The sequence below is a fragment of the Kitasatospora sp. NPDC059577 genome (assembly GCF_042735475.1).
Taxonomy (GTDB): domain Bacteria; phylum Actinomycetota; class Actinomycetes; order Streptomycetales; family Streptomycetaceae; genus Kitasatospora.
Genome location: NZ_JBHWBZ010000090.1, coordinates 1 through 20,573 on the forward strand (window position 1 = coordinate 1; position 20,573 = coordinate 20,573).

The window sequence follows — 20,573 nt, forward strand, 5'->3', positions numbered from 1 at the left end:
CGCCCCCCCCGATCACCACCGAGCCCTCGCGCCCCCCCGCGCCCGTCCCCCCCCCCCCCCCCGGGACGTGCACGACGGGCGGGCCCCGGGGTCATGGGGCCCGCCCGTCGTGTACGTCCCGGACGTCGTGCGTCCCGGGCGTCCGGCGCCCGGACGACTGAGGGCGCCCGGGAGTCGCCCGTCCCGGACGCCCTCAGTCGTCCGGGTCCTCGTCGTCGTAGACCTCGCTCACGTCGAACCGGCAGATCAGCAGCTGCGGATCGGCGTGTTCGAAGGGCTCCGGCAGCCACTCCCCGGGCTCCGTCGACTCCGCCGCCGCGACCCAGAGCGTCGAGTCCGCCTCCTCCAGGCCGAACTCCTCGCTGCGGGCCGCGATCTCGTCCGGCTCGTACTCGCCGAACAGCACGCCGATCGCGGCGTTCACCCCGCCCGCGCCGGCGCCGCCCGGGGTCAGCGACTCGTCCAGCCGTTCGGCCTGGGCGCGCAACCGCTTGGAGTCGACGACGTGGTAGTCGCGGCGGATCAACACGCTGATCGCCTCGGGCTGTTCGGGGCCGTGGTACCCGCCGGGCCCCTCGTCCCCGGGGATCTCGAAGGGCGTGACCTCGTCGTAGGCCTCGTACAGGAGCTGGTCGTAGGCGATGGCCGCCGTCGCGAGCTGCTCGTAGGCGGCGGACACGGCGGGATCATCGGCTGCGTTGGGGCTTGACACCGCTTCCAGATGACGGTCGATGGCGGCCTTGACCGCCTCAGCGGCGGCGCGTACCTCGGCAATGGTGGGCTGCGCGGCATCAGACATGGTGCAGACGCTATCTCCCCGCGGTGTCGGTACGCACAGCGGTTGTCACCTACACCCGCGATTTCACCGCAACTTCCCCCCTGATGTCCGATCTGCACACGTACGTCCCCCTGCGGCACCGGCGCGGGACCGGCGCAGAGGGCGCGCGACGGGGCCGGCGGGGCCGTCCGGGGACCGCTTCGCGCGCCGGGATCGGGGTATCCCCTCCACAGCAGCAACAGGACTGATGCACTGTCAGTCGACCGCCCGGGCCGGGAGCCCCCGGGCCGCCGCTTCCACACGGGAGGACGGCCGGAAATACCCGGGCCGACTGTCCGGGGCAGGCCGTAGGCTTGCCGGCAGGTGATCCCCAGGAGGAGCGTTTTGATCCCACGCAAGCCGGTCCGGCAGCCGGAGTACGAGTACCAGTCGCTGCGCATGCCGCGCGGCACCACGCGCAATGCGGCACGCCAACTGCTCACCGAGCACGCCGAGTACGGGCACTGGGAGCTCGACCGGCTGAGGCTGTTCCCCGACGGCAGCCGGACGGTCCGGCTCAAGCGGAGGATCATCCGCCAGGTCCGGAGCTGGTGACGGGCGGGTCGTCCCGTCCGGAGCGGGGGTCCACCCGAGATCCTCGGACACCCGCGGCCGCCCGATCGTCGGGCAGCCGCGGGTGTGTCGTTTCCCACCGGGGGTGTGCCGTTCCCACCGCGGGCGCGTCGTTCCCGGCGCGGCTGCGCGCCGCCGCGGGTGAGGACGCGCGGGTCCGCGGCCTACCGGGTCAGCGGGCCCCGGCGCGGGCGCGGCGGTAGAGGACGCCGCCGCCGAGCAGCAGGGCGAGCCCGGCCGCACCGAGCAGCTCGACACCACCGGCACCGGTGGAGGCCAGCTGGGCCGTGGCGGGGGTGGCCGGCGCGGCCGGCGTGCGGTCGGCGACCGGGACGGCCTGGATGCTCGGAGCGCCGGCCGGGGTCGTGGTGGACGGGCCACCGGTGCGCGGGATGCCCGGGACGGTCTCGCCACCGGTGTGCGGCGGGGTCGGGTGACTGGTCTCCGGGCAGTCGTCGCTCGGCTTCGGGGCGGGCTTCGGGGCGGGCTTCGCGACGTTGGCGCAGTCGTTGCCGAAGGCCGGGTTGGCGACGCCGACGACGTCCACGGAGTTGCCGCAGGCGTTGACCGGGACGTGGACCGGGGCCTGGATGCTGTTGCCGGAGGCGACGCCGGGCGAGCCCGCGGCGGTGCCGGAGGCGGAGGAACCCGCGGTGGTGGTGCCCCGGCTCCCGCCGGTGCCGGAACTCGCGGTACCGCCCTGGCCGCCGTGGCCGGACTGACCGGCCTGGCCGGCCTGGGGCGCCGCGTGCCGGCCGCCGCTGACGCTGGCGCAGTGGTTGCCGAACGCCGGGTTCAGCACACCGATCACGTCGACCGTGTTGCCGCAGGCGTTGATCGGCACCTCGACCGGCACCTGCACCGAGTTGCCCGAGGCGACGCCGGGTGATCCGACCGCACCTCCCTGCGCCTCGGCGCCCGCGTAGGCGTAGCCGGCGGTCGAGGCCAGCACACTGCCGGTGGCCACGGCCGTGAGGATCCCCTTCTTGGCTACATTCCTCATGTTTTCCCCTGACGTTTTCGAGACGACGTAGTCGACCTTGACATGAACCTTATGAAAGTCGGAATTTTGATATATCCGTAAATCACGCAAAGTCTTCGGCTGCACAGGAGTTAACGAGAGGCGAACGGGGAGGTTGGGCCGAACGCGGCTTCTTCACCCGATCGAGCGATCGTGTCGGCGGGTATGTATCCGGGCCCGCCGGGCATGTATTCGGGTTCGTCCTGCACGCACCCCGGGGTCACCCCGCACGCGCCCGGGGCCGCCGTACGCCCGCCCGGAGCCGTCGGCCGTGCGGCCGGCCGGCCGACGCACGCGAAGGCCCCCGGGCGGCGCGTCCGCCGCCCGGGGGCCGGGTCCGGTCCTCTCGACGGGCCTCGGCGGCCCGGAGGGTCGACTCAGACGTTGGCGCAGTGGTTGCCGAACGCCGGGTTCAGCACGCCGATCACGCTGACGGTGTTGCCGCAGGCGTTCACCGGGACGTGCACCGGGATCTGGATCTGGTTGCCGGAGACGACACCCGGGGAACCGGCGGCCACACCCTCGGCACCCGCACCGCCGTGAGCGGACGCGACACCGGCGGCGGCGAGCACCAGGCCACCGGTGGCGGCGGCGACAGCGGCGATCTTCTTGACCTTCATCATTCCTCCTGTACGGACAACGCAACCCGTTCGGCGGGCTGCACAGGGGTGAACGACGCTGCGGCAAACGGGGTACGGAACAGATTTCCCATTCACCCGCAACGGTGAGGTCTCGCACACATAGTCGGCCCAGATTTCAGGGAAGAATCGTTTCTGTCGATCTCCCTCGACCCGTCCCACAATCATTCGCTCCGACAATGCGGTCGGCCCGCCCCCGACACCTCGGGAGCGGGCCGACCCAGTCGTCTGATCAGCAGGCGTCGATGAAGCGGTCCAGCACCCGGACGCCGAACTTCAGGCCGTCCACCGGCACCCGCTCGTCCACGCCGTGGAACATCCCGGCGAAGTCCAGCTCCGGCGGCAGCTGCAGCGGCGCGAAGCCGAAGCAGCGGATCCCCAGGTCCTGGAAGGACTTGGCGTCCGTCCCGCCCGACAGGCAGTACGGCACCGCCCGGGCGATCGGGTCCTCGGCCCGCAGCGCGGTCTGCATCGCCTCGACCAGCGCCCCGTCGAAACCGGTCTCGATCGCCTTGTCCGAGTGCAGGCTCTCGCGCTTCACGCGCGGACCGAGGACGCTGTCCAGCTCGGCCAGGAACTCCTCCTCGTAGCCGGGCAGGAAGCGCCCGTCCACGTGCGCGGTGGCCTGCCCGGGGATCACGTTCACCTTGTACCCGGCGCCGAGCATGGTCGGCTGGGCGGTGTTGCGCAGCGTGGTGCCGATCATCTTGGCGATGCCGCCGAGGACGCGCAGCGTCTCGTCCATGTTCTCCGGGTCCAGCTCGACCCCGAGCGCGTCCGACAGCTCGTCCAGGAAGGCCCGGACGGTCTTGGTGATCCGCAGCGGGAACTGGTGCCGGCCGAGCCGGGCGACCGCCTCGCACAGCTCGGTGATCGCGTTGTCGTCGTTCTCCATCGAGCCGTGGCCGGCCCGGCCCTCGACCGTCAGGCGCATCCAGTGCATGCCCTTCTCGGCCGTCTCCACCAGGTAGAGGCGGACCTGGTCGTTGACCGTGAAGGAGAAGCCGCCGACCTCGCCGATCGCCTCGGTCACGCCCTCGAACAGCCCCGGGTGCTTGTCCACCAGGTAGCGCGCCCCGTAGGTGCCGCCCGCCTCCTCGTCGGCGAGGAAGGCCAGCACGATGTCGCGCGGGGGCTTGCGACCGGTGCGCAGCCGGTCGCGGACGACCGCCAGGGTCATCGCGTCCATGTCCTTCATGTCGACCGCGCCGCGGCCCCAGACGCAGCCGTCGGCGATCTCGCCGCCGAACGGGTCGTACGTCCAGTCCGCCGCGTTGGCCGGCACCACGTCGGTGTGGCCGTGGATCAGCAGGCCCGGGCGGGAGCGGTCCTCGCCCTCGATCCGGACGACCGTCGAGGCGCGGCCCTTGGCCGACTCGAAGATCTGCGGCTCCAGCCCGAACTCGGCGAGCTGCTCGGCCACGTACTCGGCCGCCTTGCGCTCGCCCGGACCGGAGCCGTCCCCGTAGTTGCTGGTGTCGATCCGGATCAGATCGCGACAGATCCCGGCGACTTCCGACTCAGCCGTCACCTTCGGCGCCGCCGACTCGCTCCGCTCGCTCACGGTCACTCCTCGTCTCTGGCCCGCACCGACGCACCAGCGCGCCACCCCCGGGACCTGCACCCGGGCCGTACGAGCACGTCCGTCCATCCTCCCCCAGCCCCCGGGCCGGATCCACCCCCCGCACGTCCTCGAAACCCCCTGGTCACGCCCCCGCCACACGCCGCCCCTTGCTCCCGCCACCCGCTCCGCACCCCGGCCGGGAACCGTTTTGGGAGCCCAAGCCGATCTTTGCTACAGTTACATCTGTCAGCGCGACGGACGAGAGATCGGAAGCCGCGAGGGCGACACCCAGTCCGGGTGGCGGAATGGCAGACGCGCTAGCTTGAGGTGCTAGTGCCCTTTATCGGGCGTGGGGGTTCAAGTCCCCCCTCGGACACCGGCAGGAACCCCAGATTCGTCTGGGGTTCTTTTCGTTTCAGGGCCCGGTCGGCTCCTTTCAGGGCCCGGTCGGCCCGGCGGGCTCGGCGGGCTTGATGTTCTGGTTGACCCGGAAGACGTTGTCGGGGTCGTACTTCGCCTTCAGTTCGGACAGCCGCCGGTAGTGGCCCTCGCCGTAGGCGGAGAGGATGCGGCGCTCGCCCTCGTCGACCAGCTCGTTGACGTAGACGCCGCCCGAGGTGAACTCCTGCAGGGTGTCGTAGACCGAGCGGCACCAGTCGGTGTTGGCCCGGTCGTCCCGCTCCTCGGTCCAGCCGCCGAGCAGGGTGACCAGGAACCCGGGGGCGCGGTGCGGGTAGGCGGTGGCCTCCGGGGCGACCCGGGCGACCTGGCCGCCGAGCAGCATCAGGCCGATCTGGGACAGCTCCGACGTCCGGGACCGGTACCCCTCGGCCAGGGCGGCGAGGGCCTCCTCGGTCACCGTGTCGACCATGAACGACCGGGTGTAGTAGCGGCGGTGGTGGGCCATGTCGGCGTCGGCGAGCTGCTGCACCTCCGGGTACGGCAGGGTCTCGGCGGTCCGCAGCACCGGCTCGGGGCCGAACCCGGCCAGGGCGTCGACCAGCGCGTCCGTGTCCCCGGCCGGTGCGGTGTCGACGTAGCGGACGGCGATGCCCGTCGAACCGTCCTCCAGGTCGAAGAACCCGGCGGCCAGGCCCAGCCGGTCCGGCGCGGTGGCGGCGAACGCGGACAGGCCGCGGGCCACCGCCGCGTGGTCGGCGGCGCGGTAGGCCACGACGCCGGTGCGGCAGGCGCCCTGCGGGTGCAGCCGGTACTCGAAGGAGGTGACGATGCCGAAGTTGCCGCCGCCGCCGCGGATCGCCCAGAACAGGTCGGCGTCGTCCTCCGCGCTCGCCCGCCGCACCTCGCCGTCGGCCAGGACGACGTCCGCCGCGACCAGGTTGTCCACGGTGAGCCCCCGGGCGCGGCACAGCCAGCCGATCCCGCCGCCGAGCGTCAGCCCGGCGATGCCGGTGTGCGACACCTGGCCGCCGGTGACGGCGAGCCCGAACCGGTAGGTCTCGTCGTCGAGTTCGGCCAGCAGCAGGCCGGGCTCGCAGATCGCGACGCCGCGCTGCAGGTCGACCCGGATGCCCTTCAACCGGCTCAGGTCGACGACCAGGCCGTCGTCGATGGTCGAGTGCCCGGGGTAGCTGTGCCCGCCGCTGCGCACGGCGAGCAGCACGTCGTTCTCGGTGGCGAAGCGGACCGCGTCGGCCACGTCGGCGGCGCCCGCGCAGCGCACGATCAGGCCCGGGCGGCGGTTGAAGTAGCCGTTCCACACCAGCCTCGCCCGGGCGTACCCCTCGTCGTCCTGGGCGAGCACCTCGCCGCGGACCGCGGCGCGGAGGGCGTCGATGCGGTCCTGGTCGACGGGCTGTCCCGAGCGGTTCTTCAGCGTCATCGGTGACTCCTGTGGGTCGGAGGGGGTGGCGGTCGCGGGAAGGGAGTGCGGCGGCGGGCGTCAGACCGCGGCGGTCCGGGCGGAGATCAGGGCGGCCAGGCCGGCCACGCTGCCCGCCTCGGCCATCTCGTCCTCGGGGATGCGGGCGCCGAACTCGCGCTCCAGGATCACCGACAGCTCCAGCAGCACGAGGGAGTCGAGGTCGAGGTCGGAGAAGGCGGTCGTGGCGGTGAGTTCGCCGTCGAGGGAGAACTTGTCCTGCAGGATGGTCAGGATGCGCTCGGTGATGCGGTCCATCGTCTGTCCTTTCACACGGGTTGCACGGGGTTGCACGGGTCGCACGGGTCGCACGGGTCGTACAGGTCGCTCCGGGTGCACGGGGTACCCGGGACGCCCCGGGCGGGGCACGGGGCGGACCGGGAACGAGCGGGGCGCCGGGATCAGGCGGTCTCGATGCCGGACACCTTGATGTCGGGCCAGCTGAGGGCCGTCGAACCCCAGCTCAGTCCGCCGCCGAAGGAGGTCAGCAGGACCTTCTGGCCCGGCGTCAGCCGGCCCTCGGCGGCGGCGTCGGTGAGCGCGAGGGGGATCGAGGCGGCCGAGGTGTTCCCGACCTTGTCGAGGTGCACCACCACCCGCTCCCGCGGCACCGTCATCACGTCGGCCACGGTGTGCAGGATGCGGACGTTCGCCTGGTGGCCGACGAACCGGTCGACGTCCGCGGCGGTCCAGCCGACCGAGTCCAGCAGCGCCTCCGAGGAGCCCGCCATCCGCTCGACCGCGTGCGTGAAGATCTCCTTGCCGCGCATGGCGAGGTAGTTGTCCGCGTCGCGCAGCGGGGCCCGCTCGGAGCGCTGCCGGGATCCGCCGGCGGGCAGGAACGCGAGGTCCCGGTTGGCACCGTCGCTGCCGAGGTCGAAGCCGAGCAGGGCGCCCGGCTCGGCGGCGTCCCCGGCGCGCAGGACGGCCGCACCGGCGCCGTCGCCGAAGATGATGGCGGTGGCGCGGTCCTCCGGGTCCAGCCGGGTCGACCAGATGTCCGCGCCGATCACCAGGACGCGTTCGGCGAATCCGGCCGCGATCGCGCCGGCGGCGGACTGGAGGCCGTAGACGAACCCGGCGCAGGCGGCGGACAGGTCGAAGCCGGGCACCCCGTCGAGACCCAGCGCGCTGGCGACCTCCGGGGCGGTGGCGGGCATCGGACGGTTCGGCGTGCTGGTGGCCAGGATCACCTGGTCGACGGTGTCGACGCCGGCGGACTCCAGCGCCCGTCGGCCGGCGACCGCCGCGAGGTCGCCGGTGGCGGTGCCGGGGTCGGCCCAGTAGCGGCGGCCGATGCCCGTCCTGGTCCGGATCCACTCGTCGTCGGTGTCGACGATCCGGGAGATCTCCTCGTTGTCCACGGCCCGCTCGGGCACCATGGCGCCGAGGCCCGCGAGGACGGCGGCCCGGCTCACAACCGGCCTCCGGGGGTGGCGCGGCGGAGTCGATCGGTCATGGTCTGGGTCCTTTCCACGATGTCCTTTCCACGGTGTGCGTTCGCGGGGCGGGTGCCGGGGGCGGAGCGGTCACGGCAGCGGGCGGTCGGTCACTGCGGCCGGTGCGCGGTCATGGCAGCCGGTGCGCGGTCATGGCAGCCGGTGGGCGGCCGGTGCGCGGTCATGGCAGCCGGTGCGCGGTCATGGCAGCCGGTGGGCGGCCGGTGCGCGGTCATGGCAGCCGGTGGGCGGCCGAGCAGCGGACCGACATGTGCCGGAAGCCGCCGACGATGTCGACCAGCCGCCAGGTCTCGCCGTCGCGCGAGGTGAGCAGTTCGGTCCCGTCGAGGTGTACGGAGAGCCGTTCCGGTGTGGTCACCGGCCGGTGCGGGTCTGCGATGTCGAGCACGGTCTGCCGCATCCACAGGGTGTTGCTCTCCGAGCGCGGTACGCCGTCGATCTCGTAGAGCAGGATCTGGCCGAGCTGGATGGCGGCGACGAAGACGTCCAGGATCGAGGTCGCCCGGTGGCTGTAGCTCTCCAGTCCCCGCACCGGGCGGTCCTCGCCCGTCCGGAACCGGGAACTGACCGTGGCGGCGGCCGAGTTCGCCGCGAAGTCGACCGAGAGGCCTTCGATCACCTGGTACTTGGACCGGTGGGCCGTCCCGTACGGGCGCAGCGCCGCGCTGCCGAGCAGCTCGTCGGGGTCGGTGTACGAGCCGGGTCCGGTGTGGGCGGTGCCGGCCGGGTGCTCGATCTCCAGACGCACCCGCAGGGCGCCGACCCTGCAGTCGACGGCGGACACCCGCTGCCGGGGACCGCGGCCGACGCCGGGGAGTTCGGTGACGGTCGCCTCCACCGGGAACTCGTCGAGCTCCTCCTCGACGGGGCTGGTGCCGGCCTTCATCCGCACCCGGCGCAGCCGCGCGGTGCCGCGCTGCTCGGGGTCCAGGCCCAGGACGTGGGCGAGGTACAGCTCGGCGGCTTCGCCGGCGAGCAGCAGCACGTCGATGCTGCTGAGGTGCGGGCGCTGGTTGTGCCGGCCCTTCTTCGACCAGTCGTCCGGGTAGCTGACGGAGGCGAGCGCGCGGACGGAGGCGGTGCCGTCCCGGCCGACGCCGACCCGGATGTCGCTCAGCCGCTGGCGGGCGCGCTTGTACCCCTCACCAAAGAAACGTTTCTCTCCCGGGCCCAGGTAGTCGTCGACGGTGACGCGACGGGGGCGGATCGGCGCTGCGGTGTCAGTCATGGCTTCCCTCGGAGAGTCGGCGGGACCCGGAAGTGGCGGGGCCCGATGCGGCTAGGCCCAGGTGAGCAGGCGCTTCGGGTGTTCCAGGACGGCTGCGGTGTCGGCCAGCACCCTCGACCCCAGCTCGCCGTCGACCAGCCGGTGGTCGAAGGAGAGCGCCAGGGTGGTCACCTGCCGGGGCACCACCTCGCCCTTGTGGACCCAGGGCCGCTCCCGGACGGCGCCGAAGGCGAGGATCGCCGACTCCCCCGGGTTGAGGATCGGCGTCCCGGTGTCCACGCCGAAGACGCCGATGTTGGTGAGGGTGACCGTGCCCCCCGCCAGCGCGGCCGGTGCGGTCCTGCCCTCGCGGGCGGTCGCGACCAGCTCCCCCAGCGCACGGGCGAGCCGGGGCAGGGTCAGGGCGCCCGCGTCCTTGATGTTGGGGACGATCAGACCGCGCTCGGTGGCGGCGGCGATGCCCAGGTTGACCCGCTCCTTGCGGACGATCTCCTGGTTCTCCTCGTCCCAGCGGGCGTTGACCTCCGGATGGCGCCGGACCGCGAGCAGGAACGCCCTTGCCACCAGCAGCAGCGGATTCACCCGCAGACCGGCCAGCTCCGGGTCCTGCTTCAGGTCCCGGACCAGGGCCATGGTGCGGGTCACGTCGACAGTGACGAACTCGGTGACGTGCGGGGCGGTGAAGGCGCTGGCGACCATCGCCCGGGCGGTGGCCCGGCGCACCCCCTTCACCGGGACCCGGATCTCGCCCTCGGCCCCGGACGGGCCGGGCGCCACCGGGGGCGCGGCGGCCGGGAGCGCGGCGGACCGAACGCCCGGCGCCTGGCGGGCCGCGTGCACGTCCGACCTGGTCACCACGCCGCCGGCGCCCGTGGGGACGACCGCGGCCAAGTCCACCCCGAGGTCCTTGGCCAGCTTGCGGACGGGCGGCTTGGCGGCAGGCCGCTCAGCGGTCGGGGCGGGCGCCGCCGATCCGTTCCGGCGGGGCCTGCGGCCGGAGCGCCCGGGGGTCACGCCGTAGCCGACCAGGACCGGCTGCCGGGCGGTGGGCTGCGCGTCCGGCTCCTCGGCGGGCACGTCGGCGGGCACGTCGGCGGGCACGTCGGCGGGCACGTCGGACGCAGTGGCGGCGGAGGAGACGGGCACGGCCGGCTCGGGCGCCGGGGCCTCCGGGCCCTGCGCACCGGTGTCGATCGAGATGATGACGGCACCCACCGCGACCGTCGTCCCGGCCTCGACGTGGACCCGGTGCACCACGCCGTCGTACGGGATCGGCAGCTCGACACTGGCCTTGGCGGTCTCCACCTCGCAGACGACCTGGCCGTCGGTCACCCGGTCGCCCTGCCGCACGTGCCAGGCGAGGATCTCCGCGTCCACGAGCCCCTCGCCCACGTCGGGCAGGGGGAAGTCGCGGACGCGTTGCGCGGTCGTGGTCACGGTTCCTCTCCTCAGTACGCCAAGGCGCGGTCGACGGTGTCCAGGACGCGGTCGACGTCCGGCAGGTACGAGTCCTCGAAGGAGGCGGGCGGGTACGGCATGTGGTAGCCGCCGACCCGCAGGACGGGGGCCTCCAGGTGGTGGAAGCAGCGCTCGGTGATCCGGCCCGCGATCTCGGCGCCGGCGCCGAAGAAGACCGGTGCCTCGTGCACGACGACCAGCCGCCCGGTGCGGCGCACCGAGGCCTCGATCGTGTCGAAGTCCATCGGGGACACCGAGCGCAGGTCGATCACCTCCAGGCTGTCGCCCTCCTCCCCGGCGGCCGCGGCCGCCTCCAGGCAGGTCGCGACCGTCGGCCCGTAGCCGAGGAGCGTCAGGTCCCGTCCCGGCCGGACCACCCGGGCCGCGTGCAGGGGCAGTTCGGCGGCGGGGGGCACCGGACCGCGGTCGTAGTAGCGGCGCTTGGGCTCGAAGTAGACGACCGGGTCGTTCCCGGCGATGGCCTGCCGGAGCATCCAGTGCGCGTCGGCCGGGTTCGAGGGCGAGACCACCTTCACTCCCCCGACGTGCGCGAACAGTGCCTCGGGGGACTCGCTGTGGTGCTCGACCGCGCCGATGCCGCCGCCGTACGGGATCCGGATGACCACCGGCAGGGTGAGCCTGCCGTTCGAGCGGGCGTGCAGCTTCGCCAGCTGGGTGACGATCTGGTCGAAGGCGGGGAACACGAAACCGTCGAACTGGATCTCCACCACCGGGCGGTAGCCGCGCAGCGCCAGGCCGATCGCCGTGCCGACGATGCCGGACTCGGCCAGCGGGGTGTCGATCACCCGGCCGTCGCCGAAGTCCTTCTGCAGGCCGTCGGTCACCCGGAAGACACCGCCGAGCCGGCCGACGTCCTCGCCCGTCACCAGGACCCGGGGGTCCTCCTCCAGGGCGGCGCGCAGGGCCGAGTTGATCGCCTGCGCGACCGTGCGGGCCGGCCCCTCGGCCGGATACCGGTGCACTGCCATCTCAGGCCCCTTCCGTGGAGGCGGAACCGGCCACGTGGGCGGAACCGGCCGCAGGGGCGGAACCGGCGGCGGCCGAACCGGCGGTGTGAGCCGAACCGGCGGCGAGGGCGGCGAACTGCGCGGCCTCCTCCGCCACCAGGGTGTGGCCGTCCGCGTAGACGTGCGCGAACATGGCCTCCGCCGGGGGCGCGGCCATCGAGCGCACGGCCGCGCGTACGGAGCGGGCCGCTTCGTCGCACGCCCGGTCGATCCGTGCGAGGGACTCCTCGTCCGCCCAGCCGTTGGCCAGCAGGTACGTCCGCAGCCGGGTGATCGGGTCCTTCCGCTCCCAGGCGCGCACCTCCTCGGCGTCGCGGTAGCGGGTGGGGTCGTCGGAGGTGGTGTGCGCGCCCATCCGGTAGGTGAAGGCCTCGATCAGCGTCGGCCCCTCGCCGCTGCGGGCCCGCCGCAGGGCCTCCCGGGTGACGGCGAGGCAGGCCAGCACGTCGTTGCCGTCCACCAGGATCCCGGGGAAACCGAAACCGGCGGCCCGCCGGTGGATCGGCACCCGGCTCTGCCTGTCGGCGGGTTCGGAGATGGCCCACTGGTTGTTCTGGCAGAAGAAGACGACGGGGGCGTCGTTCAGGGCCGCGAAGTTGAAGGCCTCGCTGACGTCGCCCTGGCTGGTCGCGCCGTCGCCGAAGTAGACGATGACGGCGGACTCCGCGCCGTCCTTGGCGACGCCCATCGCGTAGCCAGTGGCGTGCAACGTCTGGGCGCCGATGACGAGGGTGTAGAGGTGGACGTTGTGCTCCCGCGGGTCCCAGCCGCCGTTGGTGGTGCCCCGGAACAGTGCGAAGAGGTCGAGGGGGTCGACGTTCCGGGCGAGCGCCACGCCGTGGTCTCGGTAGCTGGGGAAGACGTGGTCCTCGTCGTCGAGCGCCCGGGCGGAGCCGATCTGGGCGGCCTCCTGCCCCAACAGCGAGGGCCAGAGGGCGAGTTCGCCCTGGCGCTGGAGCAGCACCCCCTCGGCGTCGATCCGGCGGGCGCGGACCATGTCCTCGTAGAGGCCGAGGAGACGGTCCGGCGTCGGATCGAACCGGTAGTCGGGGTGGTGCTTCCGTTCGCCGTCCGGGGTCAGCAGTTGTACGGCCTCGGCCGGCGTGTGCGCGTGCGGCATGGCGACCTCCTTCCTCTGGGCGGGGTGTCGGCGAGCGGGTGTCGCCGGTGCGATCGACGGTGTTGCGGGAGCGGGTGCAGGAGCGGGAGCGGGAGCGGGGAGCACGGCCGACTCGGATCGGTGTCGGCCGGCGACGCGGCTCGGGGCGCCCGGCGGGCGTCTCGCCCCGCCTTTCCCCGGCGTTCGAACTCCCTTTTCCTCAAGGCGAGTTCGGGCCAGGCACGGAGAACTCTGCCCGCCGCCCACGCCGTCACGCAAGCGGCGCGGGCATCCGACCGGAACGTGCCGTCGGACCGTGAGGTCCGCGCCGGGGCACCGGGCCGGAAACCGGTACGGATTCCGGGCGGAACCGGCCCGGAACCAGCTCGAAACCGGCTCGGAACCGGCTCGGAAACCCCGCGCGAGAGCCGGCCCCGAGTTCCGGCGCACGGCCCCGAACCGCGGTGCACGGCCCCGGATTCCGGCCGGGCGGGCGCCGTCAGACGGCTGCCAGCGGTGCGACCAGGTCGCCGAGGCGGCGGAAGAAGGCGTCCTTCGATTCCCGGGGGAAGAAGTGCCCCCCGGGGACGCGGTGCCATGCGAAACCCCCGCCGGCGTGTTCGGACCAGGCGGCCGCGGACGCCGCCGACACCAGCGGATCGTCCTCTCCGGAGAACACCTCGACCGGGCACGGCAGCGTCCGGTGGGTGAATCCCTCGGAATTCCCGGCGCAGAGGCCGATCTCCGCCCGCACCAGGGAGATCCGTTCGCGCAGCCAGCCGGTGTCGGCCCGCAGAGCGGCCGGGAGCGACCCGAAGTCGACCAGCCAGGAGACGAGTTCGGCGTCCGTGAGACGGGCCGCCCGCTGCAGCGGATGCGGCAGGTGGGGTGCCGGGTAGGCGCCGACCAGCAGCCGCTCGGGCAGCCGTCGCCCGTGCTCGGCCCTGCGGCGGGCGAGCCGGTAGGCGAGCAGCGCGCCCATGCTGTGCCCGTAGAGGAGGTGGGGCCGTTCCAGGAGCGGGCCGAGGTCGCGTTCCAGTGCGGCGACGAGACCGGGCAGCCCCTGGCGGCAGTGGCCCCCGGCGGGGTCCCGGCCGGGGATCCGGACCGGGACCACCTCCACCCGCTCGCCCAGGGCCCGTTGCCAGCCGGAGAAGAAGGCCGTACTGCCGCCGGCCGGGTGCAGCCCGAGCAGGGTGACCGGGCCGACGCGCGGGTCGATCGGCTGTGCGACTGAGGCCCGGGCCCGGTTGCACACCACGGCCGCGGGCGGCGCGCCGCCGGCCGGTCGGCGGCGCGCCGGGTCAGACGGCTGCCGGAACACCGGCCCTCCCCGTCACGGGCTGGGGGGACGTCGGCTGCTCGGCACCACGGCCGGGATCCTGCTCCGGCCGGGCGGTCTCCACCTGGTGTGCGAACTCCCGCCAGGCGGCGGCGCATTCGAGGGCGAGCCGGGAGACCCGATCGGCACAGTGCGGCGGGATGCTGCGGGCCAGCTGGTCACGCTGGTCGGGCGGCAGGAGGCTGCTGGTGAGCATCCGCAGCAGGTGGCGGCCGCTCTCCGTCAGCCGGAGCGCGGGGTCGCTCATCAGCCGTTCCATGACGCGGGCCAGGTCCTGAGCGGGTTGCTGCGGGCCGGGGCCGGCCTGCCGGGCGCCGGGGGCCGGGCCCACCGCCGGCGGCGCGGGGCGGGTCCGGTCCGGGCGGGCCCGGTCCGCGGGCCGGGTCGTGCGGCGTCCGGCGGGCACCGGGTCCTCACCGCGCCGTAACCGGTCCCGGACGTCGCGGACGGTCCCCGGGGAGATGCCCGCCTCGTCGGCGACCGCGCGGAGCGAGGCGAGGGGGTTGGCGGTGATCAGCTCGCCCGCGCGCAGTCGGCCGAGTGCGCTGTCCAGCGGCCGGACCCGGCCGTCCCGGCCGACCCGGGCCGCGGCGTGCGGGATGGTCCCGCTCTCGCTGCGCCGCAGCTCGCGGACCGCCTTGGTGGACAGCCCGGTGACGGAGGCGACCATCCGGTCCGACCACTCGGCGTGCGAGGTGAGGATCCGCCGGGCGGCGCCCACCCGGTCCGCCCGGGACAGGGGGAGGCCGTGGCGGGTGTTGCTCTGGACGGAGAGTACGAAGGCGTCGCGTTCGGAGCCTTCGAAGAAGCGGGCGGGGATGACGGGTCTGCCCTGGGCGGCGGCGACCCGCAGCCGGTGCATGCCGTCGATCACCCGCATGCTGGGGCGGTGGACGATGATCGGCGGGAGGTCCTGGTCGAGTCCGGCCAGGGTCCTCAGGTGTTCGGGGTCCTCGCCGCCGGTGCGCGGCGAGTCGGCCGGCAGCAGTGCGACGACCGGGACCGGCACCACCTCGGACAGGGCCGGCGACCACTCCTGGGGCGGGCGGCCGGGTTCCGGGGCCGAGCCTCCGGCTTCCGGGGGCGTCCGGCTGGTCCGGGGCGTGGGGGACGGTCGACCGGGCCGGGGCGTGAGGGGCGGTTCGGCGCGGTCGCTGACGGTCTCTTGCTTCACGGCGGGTCCTCTGGCGTGCGTCGCGGGAGGGCGGCCGGCCGGGCGGTGCGTGGTGCCGTCACCGCCCGGCTCGGGGAAGTACCGCCCCGTTCCCTGGGTCTGCTGGGTCGTCTCCTCGTCGAGACAGGCCAAAGGGGCACCGGCCCGCGCTGCCGCGGGACCCGGCCGGCCGACGGCGCCCGCAGGGGCGGGTTCCGTCGGCGCGGACTCCGGGCGGCTCCACGACGCAGCTGCCGAATGCTCCGTCGCGATCGTGGCACACGAACATACCTTTGGGAAGGTATTTTAACGAGGGTGTAACGTACCGCAGCAATACCGTCACATGACGACCGCCGCCCGGGTGCCCGTCAGTCGGCTGCCGCCACCCCGTCGACCAGCAACAACCGTGCGCCCGGGAGCAGTTCGGCCAGCCGCGGGTCACCGACCACCACCGGGTGCCCGACCTCGGTGAGCATCGGCAGGTCGGAGGCGTGGTCGCCGTAGCCGTGGCAGTCCGCCGGATCGACGTGCGGATGGGCGGCGAACAGGGCGCGCACCGCCCGGCGCTTCTCCTCCCCGATGACCGGCTCGCCGACCAGTTCGCCGGTGAGCACTCCCCCGCGCACCTCGGGTCGGCTGCACACCAGGTGCGCCGCCCCGACCCGTTCCGCGATCGGGTCGAGGATCGCCGGGAACGCCCCGGAGACCAGCACGACCGCGCCGCCCGCCGCCCGGTGGCGCGCCAGGGCGTCCCGGACGGGGGCGATCCAGAAGCCGGCCTGCGCGCTGCGCTCCGCGAACCACGCGCGGCCGGCCGCGGCGACGTCCCCGGCCGGCTCCCCGGCCCACTCCCGGTAGTACGTCCGGCTGTTCCGCTCGCGCGGGCTCCCGGCGGCGGCCAGCGCGGTGATCTCCTCCCGGACCCGGCGGCCGCGCCGGACGCCCGGCGGGCCGTACCGGACGCCGAGGTAGTGGTCGAGGAAGTCGAACATGCTCTTGCAGTCGATCAGTGTCTCGTCGACGTCGCTGAACGCCAGACGGTCGGGCAGGGCCACGGGGGCTCCTCGGGGGGCTCGGGTCACCTCGGGGTGACGCTTCGGGCGGGTCGGGTGCTCGCGGCGCGGGCACCGCCGGCGGCACGCGTCCCGGTCGCGGACCGCGGCCGGGCGCGCAGCGCCGGGAACAGCGTGTCGCGCACCTCGCGCCAGCGTTCCGCGAAGTCGGCGCGTGCGTAAAGGTTGTCGGAGATGTGCTGGGCGCCGAAGAAGGCCGCGACCGCGACCCGGGCGGCCACGTCGGGGTCGACGTGGTCGGCCAGCTGCCCCTGCTCCCCGGCCTCGCGCAGCAGCATCGAGATCAGGTTCGTCCAGTCCACGTACGGCAGCGGCAGTTCGACGTCGATGGCGGCGCGCTCGTTCTGCAGCCGGGTGCCGGCCTGCATGATCGGGTCCTCCAGGAACGCGGTGGTGGCCGCGTTGAACATCTCGATCACCGTGTCCAGCGGCGAGAGGCCCTTGGCCCGCACCGCCTCCAGCGTCACCGGCCAGCGGGAGTACAGCTCCTCGACGACGGCGACGGCCAACGCCTGCTTGTTGGGGAAGTGGAAGTAGACCGCGCCCTTGGTCATGGCCACCTCGTCGGCCACGTCCTTGATGCCGGTGCGCTCGTAGCCGCGCTCGGCGAAGATCCGCGCGGCGCAGTGCAGGATCTGCTCCCTGGTGCGCTCGGCGCGCTCCTGGCGCAGACACGGCCCGGTCGCGCCGGTGCGCAGCGCCGGCCACAGCGGCTCGGTGGCGGCACTCTTGCTCTGGCTCACTGTTCTCTGTTCCTCTCTCGCGTCCCGTCGATCCTGGCTATATACCTTCTCCCAGGTATATTTTCGGGCCGTGATCAACGGCCACCTGGGGGGTGACCCGCGTCCGCAGCGGGGTGGCACCACCTTAGGGAACGGCTCACCAACGGGGGACGTGCTCGTATGTCCAGCATCACCGCATCGCCAAGGTACCTGCCACCGGCCGCCCGGGCCTCGCCCCGGCGCGGACTCTCGTTCCGGCACCGCCTGCCGGCCGCCGCCGTCCACAAGGCCGCCCCCGGCGAGGTCCTCCTCACCGACGCCGCCCGCACGGGCGACGACCGGTTCCGCGTCGCCGCCCGCTGGGACCGCCACCGCTTCCTGCACCACGGCGGGACGGGCCTGCCGACCGACCCGCTGCTGGTGGTCGAGACGGTCCGCCAGGCCCTGATCCACCTGTCCCACCGGTTCCACGGCGTCCCGCAGGGCCACCCGTTCGTCCTCGACACCCTCGACCTCCGGCTGACCCGGGCCGGTTCGACGCACCGGCCCGCCGGCCCGCAGCACGCCGTGCTCGACGCCGTCTGCACGAAGACGGTGACCACGCCGCACCGCACCGGCCTGGCGCTGGACGCCGTGGTGTCGGTCGACGGCGTGACCGCCGGCCGGGCCGGGATCCACTGGGAGGTCCGGGACCCCGAGTTCTACGCCCTGGTCCGCGACCGCGCCCGGCGGAAGGCGGCGGCCCCTTCCGGGCCGCCCGCCGGGGAGTCCCGGCGGCTCGCCCCCCGGGAGGCCGGGTACGCGGACGGCCGGCACGTGCTGCTCGCCCGCACCCCGGGGAGCGCGCCCGGCACGTTCCTGCTCGACCCCGACCCCGGCCACCCGGTGCTCTTCGACCACCCGTCCGACCACGTGCCGGGCATGGTGCTGCTGGAAGCGTTCCGGCAGGCCGCCCGCGCGATCGGCGCACCGCCCGACCCCACCCGCGTCCGCGCGGCCTTCACCGCGTTCGGGGAGCCGGACGCGCCGGTGCGCGTCGCCGCGCGGCCCGGACCGGAGCCGGGGACGACGGAGGTCACCGCCGTCCAGGGCGGGGCGACCCTCGCCTCGGCCCTGCTCGGGTACGCACCGCTGGACGACGTGACGGCCCGCGGGGACGCCCCGTGAGCAGGGTCGCCGACGCCGCCGAGCGCCCCGCCGAAACCTCGGAGCTCCCCGAGGCCGCGGAGCTCCCCGCCGAGGCCGTCGGACGGGTGGTCCGGGCGGCGGAGCGGGATCTGCCCGCGCTGGAGGACCGGCGCCGGCTCGGCCCGGAGACGGTGGCCGCGATCACCGCCGCCGGGTTCCCCCGGCACTTCGTGGCGCGCGGGTTCGGCGGCACGGCCGGGACGTTCTCCGCGCTCCTCGCCGCCTCGGCGACCGTCGCGCGGACCTGCCCGTCCACCGCCTGGTGCGCCGCCCTGTTCGCGGCGCACGGGCGGCTGGCCTCCTACCTGCCCGAGGAGGGCCGGACGGCGCTGTGGCGCGACTCCCCCGACGTGCTGGTCGCCACCGCCATCATGCCGCCGCGCGGCCGGGCCGTACGGGTGCCGGGCGGCTGGCTGCTCAGCGGCCGGTGGGACACGGCGAGCGGGGTCGACCACGCGGACTGGCTGCTGCTGGCGAGCCGCACCGGCACGCCGGACCGCCCCGAGCACCGGATCCTCGCCGTCCCCAGGGCGGACTGGACCGCGCTGGACACCTGGCGCAGCCTGGGCATGCGCGGGACGGGCAGCCACGCGGTCGAGGTGGCGGAGGCGTTCGTCCCCGACCGGCTCTCCTTCACCATGGCGGACCTGCGGCACCCCGTCTCGCAGGACGCGGCCCGCTGCCACCGGGTCCCGGTGCAGTTGGTCGGCGCGCTGATGTTCGCGGCGCCGGTGGCCGGCGCGGCCCGGGGCGCCCTGGACGCCTGGAGCGCCGCCGCGACCGCCCGGCGGACGGAGTCGGACCGGGCGCTGAGCGAGGGCTCGGCGCAGATCGCGGCGGCCCGGCTGCTCCTGGAGCGGGCGGCCCGGCGCGCCGACGAGGACCCGGTGACGCCGCTGCTGGTGGCGGAGAACCGGCGGGACGCCGTCACGGCCGTGCGCTGGTGCGCGGCCGCCGTGGACCGTCTCTTCCACGCCTCGGGCTCGCACGTCCACCGGGACGGCTCCCCGTTCCAGCGGTACTGGCGCGACATCACCACCGCGGCCACGCACGGCGCGCTGGGGCCCTCGGCGGCCGCCGCCGAGTACGCCGACGCCCTGCTCGGTCCGGCGGCCCCGACCGACTCCTGACGGTACGTCAGCGAACGGCCGGCCATCGGCGGGTGGCCGGCCCGGGCATCGACTACCCTCGACAACAAACCTTCGCATAGGTAGGTTTCCAGCGATGAACAGAGTGACGAGGGTGCCACGGTGGTGAAACAGGCCAGGGCGTGGCTGACCCGTGAACGCGTACTGGACGCCGCAGCCGAGGAGTTCGCCGTCCACGGCTTCGCCGCCACCAAGGTCGAGGCCGTGGTGGCCCGGACGGGCATGACGAAGGGCGCGCTGTACGCGCACTTCGGCTCCAAACACCAACTCGCCTCCGCACTGGTCGACGAGAGCGCCGAACACTGGAAACGCCTCCGGGACGCGCCCGCCGACACGCTCCCCCGGCCGACGGCGGGCGCGGCGCTCACCGAACTCCTCGGCCGGATGCGCGGACAGTTCGAAACCAACGTCCGCTTCCGGGCCGCTCTCCGGCTCGCCGCGGACTGCGAACGCTGCGAGGGCGATTCGGACGGTTTCTTCGGAGACATCCGCCGGGAAATGGTCACGAGTGTGCGCAGAGCCCAGGAGGAACGGGAGATCACGCCGTCCTACCCGGCAGAATCCCTCGCCTACCTGATCCTGGTCGTCCTGTACGGCTTCTCCTACATGCCGACCTGGGACGCCTCGCACGGCGTCCCGGTCGAACCCGACGACGCCTGGCACGTACTGCGCACGGCCCTCCGCCTCGGCTGACCTGCGGACGGCTCCCCCGCGCCGGGCCCGGCCGGACCGGACACCGACCGTGTGCAACTGCGGACCCGGCGCCAGTCGCACAGCCCGTTCCGCTCCGCACCGCCCTCCCCCTTTCGCTCCGCGAAGACGTCCCCTTTTCGCTCCGCACGGCCCTCCCCTTTCGCCCCGCGCAGCCGTTCCCTTTCGCCCGGCGGAAAAGAGCGCAGCTGTGCAAACGGGAAACCTGGCACCACGAGTTCGACGGCCGCTAGCCTTTCTCACGCACCGCTTCCCGCCGGACCGGAAAGACTCACCGGACCGCCGGTGACGCCCCCGGGCCGGGAGCCGCGTCCTCAGCGCTTCTCGTGGATCACGTTTCCCCGTGCTCCCCGTTCCACCGCCCTCCGGCGCTCCCCGCGCTTCTTCCTTCCGGGGCAATCCGTTCCCCCGCGCCCTCCGCTCTCCCCACGCCGTCCGGCCGCCCTTGCGAGCGCTCCGGTTTCCGCG

19 protein-coding genes and 1 tRNA gene are annotated in these 20,573 nt (G+C 74.0%); 5 read left to right on the forward strand and 15 right to left on the reverse strand.

Annotation, left to right across the window (positions count from 1 at the left end; translation table 11 throughout):
* Nucleotides 1–193 precede the first annotated feature (193 nt).
* Nucleotides 194–799, reverse strand: coding sequence for a hypothetical protein (locus ACFV0O_RS38975; RefSeq protein WP_380349139.1), 606 nt, complete (start codon nucleotides 797–799; stop codon nucleotides 194–196).
* 366 nt (nucleotides 800–1,165) lie between these two features.
* Between ACFV0O_RS38975 and ACFV0O_RS38980 the strand changes: the two genes are divergently transcribed.
* Nucleotides 1,166–1,372, forward strand: a complete 207-nt coding sequence (locus ACFV0O_RS38980) for a DUF5703 family protein (protein WP_360261758.1) — start codon at nucleotides 1,166–1,168, stop codon at nucleotides 1,370–1,372.
* Nucleotides 1,373–1,562: 190 nt separating this feature from the next.
* Here the strand turns inward: ACFV0O_RS38980 and ACFV0O_RS38985 are convergent, their stop codons facing one another.
* The 3 genes from ACFV0O_RS38985 to ACFV0O_RS38995 form a co-directional block, all read right to left on the reverse strand.
* Nucleotides 1,563–2,393 (reverse strand): chaplin, encoded by an 831-nt coding sequence (locus tag ACFV0O_RS38985; protein WP_380349141.1) that lies wholly within the window; start codon nucleotides 2,391–2,393, stop codon nucleotides 1,563–1,565.
* A gap of 395 nt (nucleotides 2,394–2,788) precedes the next feature.
* The gene (locus tag ACFV0O_RS38990; protein ID WP_360261694.1) at nucleotides 2,789–3,034 is read right to left on the reverse strand and encodes a chaplin; all 246 of its coding nucleotides are present in this window, start codon (nucleotides 3,032–3,034) and stop codon (nucleotides 2,789–2,791) included.
* 247 nt (nucleotides 3,035–3,281) lie between these two features.
* Nucleotides 3,282–4,613, reverse strand: coding sequence for a M20/M25/M40 family metallo-hydrolase (locus ACFV0O_RS38995; protein WP_189921032.1), 1,332 nt, complete (start codon nucleotides 4,611–4,613; stop codon nucleotides 3,282–3,284).
* Between the two features lie 291 nt (nucleotides 4,614–4,904).
* Here ACFV0O_RS38995 and ACFV0O_RS39000 point away from each other — a divergent pair.
* Nucleotides 4,905–4,989, forward strand: a tRNA-Leu gene (locus ACFV0O_RS39000).
* A gap of 60 nt (nucleotides 4,990–5,049) precedes the next feature.
* Here ACFV0O_RS39000 and ACFV0O_RS39005 read toward each other — a convergent pair.
* The 11 genes from ACFV0O_RS39005 to ACFV0O_RS39055 all read right to left on the reverse strand — a co-directional run bounded on the left by ACFV0O_RS39005 (nucleotide 5,050) and on the right by ACFV0O_RS39055 (nucleotide 17,079).
* Nucleotides 5,050–6,456 carry an FAD-binding oxidoreductase gene (locus ACFV0O_RS39005; RefSeq protein ID WP_380349143.1) on the reverse strand — a complete coding sequence of 469 codons (1,407 nt, stop codon included), beginning with the start codon at nucleotides 6,454–6,456 and terminating at the stop codon, nucleotides 5,050–5,052.
* A gap of 60 nt (nucleotides 6,457–6,516) precedes the next feature.
* Entirely contained in the window at nucleotides 6,517–6,753 is a 237-nt protein-coding gene (locus ACFV0O_RS39010; protein WP_360261703.1) for a phosphopantetheine-binding protein, read from the reverse strand.
* Between the two features lie 143 nt (nucleotides 6,754–6,896).
* Nucleotides 6,897–7,913: a beta-ketoacyl-ACP synthase III gene (locus ACFV0O_RS39015; protein ID WP_360261706.1), complete on the reverse strand. Its 1,017-nt coding sequence runs from the start codon at nucleotides 7,911–7,913 to the stop codon at nucleotides 6,897–6,899.
* Between the two features lie 253 nt (nucleotides 7,914–8,166).
* A complete protein-coding gene (locus tag ACFV0O_RS39020) occupies nucleotides 8,167–9,183 on the reverse strand; it encodes an AvrD family protein (protein WP_380349146.1) in 1,017 nt (338 codons plus the stop codon).
* 51 nt (nucleotides 9,184–9,234) lie between these two features.
* The gene (locus ACFV0O_RS39025; RefSeq protein WP_380349148.1) at nucleotides 9,235–10,620 is read right to left on the reverse strand and encodes a dihydrolipoamide acetyltransferase family protein; all 1,386 of its coding nucleotides are present in this window, start codon (nucleotides 10,618–10,620) and stop codon (nucleotides 9,235–9,237) included.
* An 11-nt stretch (nucleotides 10,621–10,631) separates the two neighbouring features.
* Nucleotides 10,632–11,630 (reverse strand): alpha-ketoacid dehydrogenase subunit beta, encoded by a 999-nt coding sequence (locus ACFV0O_RS39030; protein ID WP_380349149.1) that lies wholly within the window; start codon nucleotides 11,628–11,630, stop codon nucleotides 10,632–10,634.
* A 1-nt stretch (nucleotide 11,631) separates the two neighbouring features.
* Nucleotides 11,632–12,789, reverse strand: coding sequence for a pyruvate dehydrogenase (acetyl-transferring) E1 component subunit alpha (gene pdhA, locus ACFV0O_RS39035; protein ID WP_380349151.1), 1,158 nt, complete (start codon nucleotides 12,787–12,789; stop codon nucleotides 11,632–11,634).
* A 478-nt stretch (nucleotides 12,790–13,267) separates the two neighbouring features.
* The gene (locus ACFV0O_RS39040) at nucleotides 13,268–14,092 is read right to left on the reverse strand and encodes a thioesterase II family protein (protein ID WP_380349153.1); all 825 of its coding nucleotides are present in this window, start codon (nucleotides 14,090–14,092) and stop codon (nucleotides 13,268–13,270) included.
* Complete coding sequence (locus tag ACFV0O_RS39045; protein ID WP_380349155.1) at nucleotides 14,073–15,284, reverse strand: ParB/RepB/Spo0J family partition protein; 1,212 nt, start codon at nucleotides 15,282–15,284, stop codon at nucleotides 14,073–14,075. The genes ACFV0O_RS39040 and ACFV0O_RS39045 overlap by 20 nt, the downstream gene beginning before the upstream one ends.
* Before the next feature lie 347 nt (nucleotides 15,285–15,631).
* Nucleotides 15,632–16,318: an HAD family hydrolase gene (locus tag ACFV0O_RS39050; RefSeq protein WP_380349157.1), complete on the reverse strand. Its 687-nt coding sequence runs from the start codon at nucleotides 16,316–16,318 to the stop codon at nucleotides 15,632–15,634.
* Between the two features lie 23 nt (nucleotides 16,319–16,341).
* A complete protein-coding gene (locus ACFV0O_RS39055; RefSeq protein ID WP_360261724.1) occupies nucleotides 16,342–17,079 on the reverse strand; it encodes a ScbR family autoregulator-binding transcription factor in 738 nt (245 codons plus the stop codon).
* 159 nt (nucleotides 17,080–17,238) lie between these two features.
* Here ACFV0O_RS39055 and ACFV0O_RS39060 point away from each other — a divergent pair, with 159 nt between their 5' ends.
* The 3 genes from ACFV0O_RS39060 (at nucleotide 17,239) to ACFV0O_RS39070 (ending at nucleotide 20,087) form a co-directional block, all read left to right on the forward strand.
* Nucleotides 17,239–18,225 (forward strand): ScbA/BarX family gamma-butyrolactone biosynthesis protein, encoded by a 987-nt coding sequence (locus ACFV0O_RS39060; RefSeq protein ID WP_380349159.1) that lies wholly within the window; start codon nucleotides 17,239–17,241, stop codon nucleotides 18,223–18,225.
* Nucleotides 18,222–19,376 (forward strand): oxidoreductase, encoded by a 1,155-nt coding sequence (locus ACFV0O_RS39065; RefSeq protein ID WP_380349160.1) that lies wholly within the window; start codon nucleotides 18,222–18,224, stop codon nucleotides 19,374–19,376. The genes ACFV0O_RS39060 and ACFV0O_RS39065 overlap by 4 nt, the downstream gene beginning before the upstream one ends.
* Nucleotides 19,377–19,499: 123 nt before the next feature.
* Nucleotides 19,500–20,087 carry a TetR family transcriptional regulator gene (locus ACFV0O_RS39070; RefSeq protein WP_380349162.1) on the forward strand — a complete coding sequence of 196 codons (588 nt, stop codon included), beginning with the start codon at nucleotides 19,500–19,502 and terminating at the stop codon, nucleotides 20,085–20,087.
* The last annotated feature ends 486 nt before the right edge of the window (nucleotides 20,088–20,573 follow it).